The organism is Alphaproteobacteria bacterium, assembly GCA_019635875.1.
In the GTDB taxonomy this organism is placed as follows: domain Bacteria; phylum Pseudomonadota; class Alphaproteobacteria; order Reyranellales; family Reyranellaceae; genus JAFAZJ01.
The window spans coordinates 620,926-629,700 of record JAHBYP010000004.1; the positions used below are offsets into that span (position 1 = coordinate 620,926).

At 68.5% G+C, this 8,775-nt stretch carries 8 protein-coding genes; 6 read left to right on the forward strand and 2 right to left on the reverse strand.

All coding sequences use genetic code 11. The annotated features are described in order from the left end of the window. Positions 1-3: 3 nt before the first annotated feature. A complete protein-coding gene (locus tag KF889_17855) occupies positions 4-672 on the reverse strand; it encodes a sulfite exporter TauE/SafE family protein (GenBank protein MBX3501308.1) in 669 nt (222 codons plus the stop codon). Positions 673-912: 240 nt separating this feature from the next. Between KF889_17855 and KF889_17860 the strand changes: the two genes are divergently transcribed. From KF889_17860 to rpmG, 4 genes are all read left to right on the forward strand, one after another. Beyond that, positions 913-1,479 (forward strand): helix-turn-helix transcriptional regulator, encoded by a 567-nt coding sequence (locus KF889_17860; GenBank protein MBX3501309.1) that lies wholly within the window; start codon positions 913-915, stop codon positions 1,477-1,479. After that, entirely contained in the window at positions 1,476-2,597 is a 1,122-nt protein-coding gene (locus tag KF889_17865) for an efflux RND transporter periplasmic adaptor subunit (GenBank protein ID MBX3501310.1), read from the forward strand. The genes KF889_17860 and KF889_17865 overlap by 4 nt, the downstream gene beginning before the upstream one ends. Before the next feature lie 115 nt (positions 2,598-2,712). Further along, positions 2,713-5,856 (forward strand): efflux RND transporter permease subunit, encoded by a 3,144-nt coding sequence (locus KF889_17870; protein ID MBX3501311.1) that lies wholly within the window; start codon positions 2,713-2,715, stop codon positions 5,854-5,856. Between the two features lie 390 nt (positions 5,857-6,246). After that, positions 6,247-6,414 (forward strand): 50S ribosomal protein L33, encoded by a 168-nt coding sequence (gene rpmG, locus KF889_17875; GenBank protein ID MBX3501312.1) that lies wholly within the window; start codon positions 6,247-6,249, stop codon positions 6,412-6,414. Between the two features lie 55 nt (positions 6,415-6,469). On the opposite strand, the gene KF889_17880 is transcribed toward rpmG, so the two are convergent. Further along, positions 6,470-7,042: a hypothetical protein gene (locus KF889_17880; GenBank protein MBX3501313.1), complete on the reverse strand. Its 573-nt coding sequence runs from the start codon at positions 7,040-7,042 to the stop codon at positions 6,470-6,472. 68 nt (positions 7,043-7,110) lie between these two features. Between KF889_17880 and KF889_17885 the strand changes: the two genes are divergently transcribed. After that, positions 7,111-7,497 carry an OsmC family protein gene (locus KF889_17885; GenBank protein ID MBX3501314.1) on the forward strand — a complete coding sequence of 129 codons (387 nt, stop codon included), beginning with the start codon at positions 7,111-7,113 and terminating at the stop codon, positions 7,495-7,497. Continuing rightward, positions 7,490-8,515, forward strand: coding sequence for a patatin-like phospholipase family protein (locus KF889_17890; protein MBX3501315.1), 1,026 nt, complete (start codon positions 7,490-7,492; stop codon positions 8,513-8,515). Before KF889_17885 ends, KF889_17890 begins: the two co-directional genes overlap by 8 nt. Positions 8,516-8,775: the final 260 nt, after the last annotated feature.

Here is an 8,775-nt window from a genome sequence, read left to right on the forward strand (position 1 = left end):
TCATTACACCACCGCCGCGACCAGGGTCGCCACCGAGATGGCCGAGATCAGCGAGAAGGCGATGAAGCGGAACGCCCGCTCGGGCAGCAGCCGGAAGGCCCGGCTGCCGAGGAACAGGCCCAGCCCGTAGACCGGCATCAGGATGATCGCCAGCACGATGGCCCGCGGCGTCAGCAGCTTGTTGACGACGTACATGCTCATGGTCGCCAGCGCGGCGAGGCCGAAGAAGGCCAGCGTATTGGTGCGCGCCTGGGCGGCGTCCGCCTGCCCGCCGAGCCAGAACAGCACCACCGGCGGCCCGCTCATGCCGATCGCGCCGCCCATCACCCCTGCCAGCCCACCGACCCCCAGGGTCACCGGCATCGTCGGCGTGCCGCGATAGCGCCAGCCCGAGGCGAGCGCCGCCACCGACAGCAGCACGAAGATCGAGATGGCGACCCGCAGAACCCCGGGATCGCTCGCCGCCAGCACGTAGCTGCCGAGCGGCACGGTCACCACGGCTGCCAGGGCGAGCGGCAGCACCTCGCGCCAGACGCAGCGGCGGAAGGACTTCAGCACCATCGGCATGCTCATTACCCAGTCCGCGAAGCCCAGGACCGGAATTGCCACCGCTGGCGTGTAGAATGCCGAAAAGACGGGCGTCAGGATCAGCGCGGCGCCGAAGCCGGCCATGCCACGCACGAATCCCGCGGCAAAGGCGGTTCCGAGGACCAGAAAGAGGACGGGCCGAGCCAACTCCTCGGCGAAGGGAGCGAACATCGCCCCTGATAGCCTGTTGTTTCCAAACGATACAAACCGTGACTTGGCGAAATGCGTTAACCCAACTAACTTAACACGATGCATACTGACCAGTCAGTCATTACCCCGTCACAGAACAGGGTCCGACGCCCCCAAGACCGGTCGCGCGAGGTCGTGCAGGCGGCCCTGAAGCTGTTCGTCGAGCGTGGCTTCGCGGCCACCAAGCTGGAGGACGTCGCCAGGGCCGCCGGGGTCAGCAAGGGCCTCCCCTATCTGTACTTCCGCAGCAAGGAAGACCTGTTCAAGGCGGTGATCGCCGAGGCGATCCTCGAGCCGCTGGCGATGGGCGAGCAGTTCGTCGCGAGCTTCGAGGGCCACAGCGCCGACCTGCTACGCAGCCTGTTCGAGAAATATCGCGCTTTCAACGAGAGCCCGTCCGGCGGCGTTACCAAGCTGGTGATTGGCGAGGCCGCGAACTTTCCCGACGTGGCGCGCTACTTCGTCGACGAGATCGACCAGCGCGGCCGCCGCCTGTTCGAGACCGTGCTGCGCCGCGGCGTCGAGCGCGGCGAGTTCCGGCCGATCGCCGACATCCCGGCCACGGTGATCGCGCTCGCAAGCCCGCTGTCGATGTTCGCGATCTGGCGCCGCTCGCTCGCGCCCTACGACGCCACCTGCCCGACGGCGGACGCCTTCCACGACGCCCACCTCGATCTCGTCCTCGCGGGGTTGCGCCCATGAAGACCCTTCGTCTGATCGCCATCATTGCCGCCGCGGTGCTGGTCGCAGGCGCCGGCGCCTTTATGGTCGCGCGCCCGCCCAGCGCCAGCTCGCAGGCGGCCAAGCCACAACCCACGGTGCGGCCGATCGAGCTGGCCGCCGCCGAGGTCGCGACCCTGCAGCCGCAGCGCCTGCGCGACACCCTGCGCTTCACCGGCTCGACCCAGCCGATCGACCAGACCACCGTGAAGTCGCGCATCTCCGCCCGCCTGGCGGACGTGCTGGTGCGCGAGGGCGATCGCGTGCAGGCCGGCCAGGTGCTGGCGCGCTTCGAGACGGTCGAGCTGGAGGCGCGGGTGCGCGAGCGGCTGGCGGCGCTCGAGGCCGCGAAGGCCGATGCCGAATGGGCCGAGCAGGATCGCGCCAACAAGGCGGCGCTGGCCGGCCAGCGCGTCGTGTCGCGCGCCGCCCTCGACCAGGCCAACGCCGTCGCCGACGCCAAGAAGGCGCAGATCGCCGTCGCCCAGGCCCAGGTCGAACTCGCACGCAAGGCGCTGGCCGACGCCCAGGTGGTGGCGCCCTTCGCCGGCGTGATCGGCGAGCGCCTGGCCAACCCGGGCGAGTCGCTGCCGATCGACGGCAGGATCCTCACCCTGCTCGACACCTCGCGCATGGAAGTCGCGGCCCAGGTTCCCTCGGCCGACGTCGTGCGGCTGCGCGCCGACATGGCGGCGCGGGTGCAGATCGAGGGCTTCGGCGAGCGCGACTTCAAGGCCCGCATCGCGCGCATCAGCCCGACGACGCAGAGCGGCTCGCGCTCGGTGCTGGTCTTCGTCGAGATCCTCGACCGCGACGAGGCGCTGCGCGGCGGCCTGTTCACCGTCTGCCGCGTCGTCGTCGCCGAATCGGCGCAGGCGCTGGCCGTGCCGCCCTCGGCGCTGCGCAAGGACGAGGCCGGCGACTTCGTGCTGCTGGTGCGCGACGGCGTGCTGGTGCGCCAGGCGGTGACGCCGGGCCGCGCCTGGCCCAAGGCCGATCTCGTGGAGATCGGCGGCGTCGGCGCCGGCATGCAGCTCGTCGTCGCCCCCCTGCCCGGCCTGAAGCCCGGGCAGGCGGTCAAGGTGCAGAGTGCACCATGATTGTCGTCCTGAGCGCAGCGAAGGACCCGGCGGTCGTGATCAAGGACACGCTGCCCATCTGTGACCGCGATACCGCGAGGTCCTTCGCTGCGCTCAGGACGACAGCGAGGTTCTCATGCGCCTGACCCGCATCGCCGTCGACAACCCGGTCTTCGCCACCATGATGATGGTGGCGCTGATGGTGCTCGGCCTGTTCTCGTACCGCCAGCTCGGCATCGACCAGTTCCCCAACGTCGAGTTCCCGGTCGTCGTCGTCAGCATCGACTATCCCGGCGCGGCGCCGGAGACGGTCGAGAGCGAGATCACCCGCAAGATCGAGGAGGCGGTCAACTCGATCGCGGGCCTGAAGACGCTGACCTCGCGCTCCTTCGAGGGTCGCTCGCTGGTCATCGCCGAGTTCGAACTGTCGGTGTCGGCGGTGCAGGCGACCCAGGACGTGCGCGAGAAGGTCCAGCAGGTGCGCGCCGGCTTCCGCGAGGAAGTCAAGGAGCCGCTGATCCAGCGCTTCAACCCCGACGACCAGCCGATCGTGTCGATCGCCGTGCGCTCCGACGTGCGCAGCCTGCGCGACCTGACGACGATCACCGACCGCATCGTGCTGAAGCGCATCGAGAACGTGCGCGGCGTCGGCCGCGCCACCATCGTCGGCGGCGTCAAGCGGCAGATCAACGTCTTCCTCAACCCCGAGCGCATGCAGGCGCTGCGCATCGGCGTCAACGAGGTGCAGAACGCGATCCGCACCGAGAACCAGAACTTCCCCGCCGGCAACGTCACGCGCGGCAACAACGAGCGCGTGATCCAGATCGACGGCCGCGTCGCCGATCCGCAGCGCTTCGCCGACATCATCGTCGCGCGTCGCGGCGGCGCGCCGGTCTATCTCGGCCAGGTCGCGACCATCGTCGACGGCGAGCAGGAGCTGGAGACCACCGCGCTGCTCAACGGCGAGCGCGCCATGGCGATCGACGTCGTCAAGGTGCAGGGCGCCAACACCATCGACGTCGCCGACGGCGTGCGCCGGGCGATCGAGGAGCTGCGCCAGGCCGGCGTGGCCGCCGACATCACGCTCGACATCGTGCGCGACACCTCGCGCGGCATCCGCAACTCGGTCGACAACGTGCAGAGCACGCTGATCGAGGGCGGTGTGCTCACCATCCTGATCGTCTTCCTGTTCCTGCATTCCTGGCGCAGCACGGTGATCACCGGCCTGGCGCTGCCGGTATCGGTGCTCGGCGCCTTCATGGCCCTGGCCGCCTTCGGCTTCACGCTCAACGTGCTCACCCTGATGGCGCTCAGCCTGGCCATCGGCATCCTGATCGACGACGCCATCGTCGTGCGCGAGAACATCACGCGCCACCTCGCCGGCGGCGCCTCGCACCGCGAGGCGGCGATCAAGGGCACCGAGGAGATCGGCCTGGCGGTGCTGGCCACCACGTTCACCATCATCGCGGTGTTCCTGCCCGTGGCCTTCATGGGCGGCATCATCGGCCGCTTCTTCTTCCAGTTCGGCATCACCGTCGCCGCCGCGGTGCTGATCTCGCTGTTCGTCTCCTTCACGCTCGATCCCATGCTGTCGAGCGTGTGGTACGACCCGCAGGCGCATGGCCGCGGCGGCCGCTTCGCGCGCGGGATGGAGAAGGCGCAGGACTGGCTGACGGCGGGCTACCGCCGCGTCGTCGCCTGGGCGGTCGATCACCGCAAGACGACGCTGATCATCGCCTTCGTCAGCTTCTTCGGCAGCTTCGGCCTGGTGAAGTTCATCGGCGTGGAGTTCGTGCCCGAGGCCGATCTCGGCGAGCATGCCGTGACCTTCGAGACGCCGGTCGGCTCGTCGCTGGAGTACACCACGGCGAAGCTGCGCCAGATCGATGCGGCGATCCGCGAGTTCCCCGAGGTCGCCTACACCTACGGCACGGTCAATACCGGCGGCTCGCCCGGCAAGAACATGGGCTTCGTCTATGTCCGCTACAAGCCGCTGAAGGAGCGCAAGCGTTCGCCGACGCAGATGGCCCAGCCGCTGCGCGAACGGCTGGCGGCGATCCCCGGCATCATCTACTCGATCAACGTGCCCGGCGGACCCGGCGGCGGCGCGCAGAAGCAGCTGCAGATCTCGCTGCAGGGCCCTGACACCGCGGTGCTCGATCGCATCTCCCAGGAAGCGATGGCGAAGCTGGCGCAGATCCCGGGCGCGGTCGATATCGACCGCAACCTCAAGGCCGCCAAGCCGATGTTCAACGTGCGCGTCAAGCGCGACGTGGCCTCGGATCTCGGCGTCAATACGCTGCTGATCGCCAACACGCTGCGCCCGCTCTTCGCCGGCGACGAGACCAGCCTGTGGAAGGCGCCCGACGACGAGAACTACACCGTGATGGTGCGGCTCTCGGCCACCGACCGCACCGGCAAGCAGGATCTCGACCGCATCTGGCTGGCGACCTCGCAGATGGCCGCCGACGGCTCGCCGCGCATGGTCCAACTGAGCCAGATCGCCGACGTCGAGCCGGTCATCGGCGCCTCGCAGATCAACCGCCGCGACCTGCAGCGCGAGGTGCAGATCAGCGCCAACGCCTCGGGCCGCTCCTCGGGCGATGTCGGCAACGAGCTGAACAGGATGCTGGCCGAGATGAAGCTGCCGGCGGGCTACCGCTTCGTCATCGGCGGCTCGAGCAAGGACATCGCCGAGAGCGGCGGCTACGCCATCCAGGCGCTGGCCCTGGCGATCATCCTGATCTACCTGATCCTCGCCTCGCAGTTCGGCTCCTTCCTGCAGCCGATCGCCATCATGATGTCGTTGCCGCTGTCGCTGATCGGCGTCTTCCTCGGCCTGCTGATCGCCGGCTCGACGCTCAACATCTTCAGCATCATCGGCTTCATCATGCTGATGGGCCTGGTGACCAAGAACGCCATCCTGCTCGTCGACTTCACCAACCAGGCGCGCGGCCGCGGGCTGGCGATCCGCGAGGCGCTGATCGAGGCCGGCACCATCCGGCTGCGGCCGATCCTGATGACCACCATCGCCATGATCTTCGGCATGGTACCGCTGGCGCTGGGCCTGGGCGAAGGCGGCAAGCAGCGCTCGCCCATGGCGCATGCCGTGATCGGCGGCCTGATCAGCTCGACCATCCTCACCCTGGTCGTGGTGCCGGTGGTGCTGGTCTATATCGACCGCATCACCACCTGGTCGAAGCGCCGCTTCGGCGGGCGCAGCGCCGACGAGCAAGCCAAGTCGCAGCACGGCGGCGCGCATGCCAAGCCGGCCGAATAGCGGAGGTTGCGGCCGTCAATCTGCTCTTGGCCTGCGAAATGAAAGGCCCGCGCCGGTCACCCCGGCGCGGGCCCTGTCGTGAATGTGGAAGCCAGAATACGCTTCCGAAGAGCAATATCAGTGGGATGAAATGCTGAAGACGCTGAAAATCGCTTGGCTTCTAGATCGGACGCCCTGGTGAATATGTCCCCGCGTCCATGGCTGGAAGATAGCGCCGGCCCTGACATGCAACCATTCGGAGAAGGTCCGATCCGGCGGCGACCGGGCATGGGACCGATCCGCATCGGAGCGGTCGGGTGGGTCCCCGGGGCGCCTTGACATCGCGGCCTCGGTCGCTATTTTCCCGTCCCTTCAAAGCTTTGGGCCACCGCCGGCCCCCAGAGGATCGCCATGGCCAAGTCCAACATCACCCTGGTGAAGATGGTTTCGACCGCCGACACCGGCTACTTCTACGTCGCCAAGAAGAACGCCAAGACCAAGACCGAGAAGATGGAGCTCAAGAAGTACGACCCGGTCGCGCGCAAGCACGTCGCGTTCAAGGAATCGAAGATGAAGTAAGCGGGCCCCGCCCGCTACCATCGCACGGCCGCCCCGGGGGGCGGCCGTTGTCGTTTCAGGCCCGCTGCCTGAGCGCCTCGAGCACGACCCTGCCGCGCGGCGAGATGCGGTAACCGACCTCGAGGCTCTCGGTCAGCCCCAGCGCCTTCAGCCGTCGCACATTGGCCTTGAACTGCTTGGCCTCCCGCCCGAGCTCGGCCGCGAGATCCGCGGCGGGCCGGCCGGGATGGCGCTCGATCAGCTCCAGGGTCGGCCGCACCCAGGCCTTGTGCCGGTCCATCGATTCGAGCCGCTCGACCACGCCCTGAAGGTCGGCCTCGTCGAGCTGGTCGCTGTCGCGCAGGCTCAGACGCGGGTCCGGCCCGGCATGGTGCAGCCGGATGCGGTAGAGATCGCCGTCGGTACGCAGAAGGCCCTTCAGCTCGTCGAGCGACTCGAAGCCGGCCTGTCGCGCCGACTCCTCGGTCAGCGCGTCGTCGTCGACGCGCTCGACGGCGTCGATCGCCAGCACGCCGAGCTCGGTCGTCAGCCGTCCGCCCGCCCGCACCGTGGGCTTGCGCCAGCGGCGGAACGCCAGGCTCGCCGAGCCGTCGATCAGTCGCTGCAGGATCGCGCGCTTGATGAGCATGCGCGAGCATAGCGCAGGCAGGCTCGGATCGGCCATGGTACGTCACATGCAGCGTAGCGGAGGGTGCCATGGCGACAGTGACTCTCGACAGCGACAGCGGCTTCGTGCAGCACCTTCACGCGCGCTCGCACGCGTTCGGCGCCGACGAGCCGCGCGACAACGGCGGCACGGATACCGGCCCCAACCCCTACGAGCTGCTGCTGGGCGCGCTGATCGCCTGCACATCGCTGACCGCGCGCATGTACGCCGACCGCAAGGGCTGGGACCTCGGCCGCATCGAGGTGAGGGGTCATTTCGGCCGCGACGCCGATGGCAGCGAGCGCATCGAGCGCCATATCAGGTTCGGCGCGACGCTGTCGGCCGAGCAGGCCGCCCGCGTGGCCGAGATCATGGAGAAGACGCCGGTGACCAAGACGCTCAGGCGCAGCATGCCGATCGCGACGACCTATGGCTGAGACGAAACGCATCAACCTGGCGCTACAGGGCGGCGGCTCGCATGGCGCTTTCACCTGGGGCGTGCTCGACCGGCTGCTGGAGGACGGCAGGCTGGAATTCGAGGGCATCAGCGGCACCAGCGCCGGCGCGATGAACGCCGCGGTGCTGGCGCAGGGCCTGCACGAGGGTGGCCGCGAGCACGCGCGCCAGGCACTGGCCGATTTCTGGGGGGAGATCGGCACCTACGCCCCCTTCTCCCTGGTGCGCACCTCGCCGCTCGACCGACTGGCCGGCAACTGGAACCTCGACCGCTCGCCCGGCGCCGCCATCGTCGAGATGGCCGAGCGCCTGGCGCCGCCGGCGATCCGCAATCCGCTGCGTCTGAACGCGCTCGCCACCGTGCTGCGCAATCGGCTGCACCTCGACTCGGTGCAGGCCTGCACACAGGTCAGGCTCTTCGTCACGGCGACCAATGTCGAGACCGGTGATGCGCGCATCTTCCGCAACGCCGAGATCACGCACGATGCGCTGCTCGCCTCGGCCTGCCTGCCCAGCCTGTTCGAGGCCGTGATCATCGATGGCCAGCCCTACTGGGATGGCGGCTATACCGGCAATCCGGCGATCTGGCCCTTCATCTACGAGTGCGAGAGTCGCGATGTCGTCCTGGTGCAGATCAATCCGCTGATCCGCACCGGCGTGCCGCAGACCATCGTCGAGATCGACAATCGGCTGAACGAGATCACCTTCAACGGCGCGCTGATCGGCGAGATGCGCGCCATCGCCTTCGCCCAGAAGCTGATCGAGGACGACGGGGCCAGCGGCCCGGCCATCGACCGGCTCAAGCGCATGCTGGTGCACATCGTCGCCGACGAAGCCGCCATGCTGCCGCTGGGCGCGGTCAGCAAGTTCAACGTCGAGCCGCAGTTCCTGCGCCACCTGCGCGAAGTCGGCCGCAAGGCAGCCGAGCGCTGGCTGGCCGCCACCTTCGACGATCTCGGCACGAAATCCAGCGTCGACATCCGCGCCGCGTTCCTCTGACCCCGCATTCCCTTCCCCCGGAGGGGGAAGGTGGCGCGCAGCGCCGGATGGGGGATGCCGCAACGCATCCGGTGCCCGTCTTCGACATCCCCCTTCCGCCCTTCGGGCACCTTCCCCCTCCGGGGGAAGGTAAGGGATGCTGTCGTGCCGAGCACGGCTAGGAATCCAAATAATCCCTGTCCCACTTGCACCAAAGGGGCGTCGGCGACACGCGTAGGGGTTAAAATTGCTCCCGGCGGCGAGAGGCGTAGCTTCGCCGC

What these genes read in the sequence shown, in the direction of transcription:
- KF889_17855 (MBX3501308.1), bottom strand. Translation starts at nt 672, where the DNA reads ATGGCCGGCTTCGGCGCCGCGCTGATCCTGACGCCCGTCTTTTCGGCA.
- KF889_17865 (MBX3501310.1), top strand. Translation starts at nt 1,476, where the DNA reads ATGAAGACCCTTCGTCTGATCGCCATCATTGCCGCCGCGGTGCTGGTC.
- KF889_17870 (MBX3501311.1), top strand. Translation starts at nt 2,713, where the DNA reads ATGCGCCTGACCCGCATCGCCGTCGACAACCCGGTCTTCGCCACCATG.
- rpmG (MBX3501312.1), top strand. Translation starts at nt 6,247, where the DNA reads ATGGCCAAGTCCAACATCACCCTGGTGAAGATGGTTTCGACCGCCGAC.
- KF889_17880 (MBX3501313.1), bottom strand. Translation starts at nt 7,042, where the DNA reads ATGCTCATCAAGCGCGCGATCCTGCAGCGACTGATCGACGGCTCGGCG.
- KF889_17885 (MBX3501314.1), top strand. Translation starts at nt 7,111, where the DNA reads ATGGCGACAGTGACTCTCGACAGCGACAGCGGCTTCGTGCAGCACCTT.
- KF889_17890 (MBX3501315.1), top strand. Translation starts at nt 7,490, where the DNA reads ATGGCTGAGACGAAACGCATCAACCTGGCGCTACAGGGCGGCGGCTCG.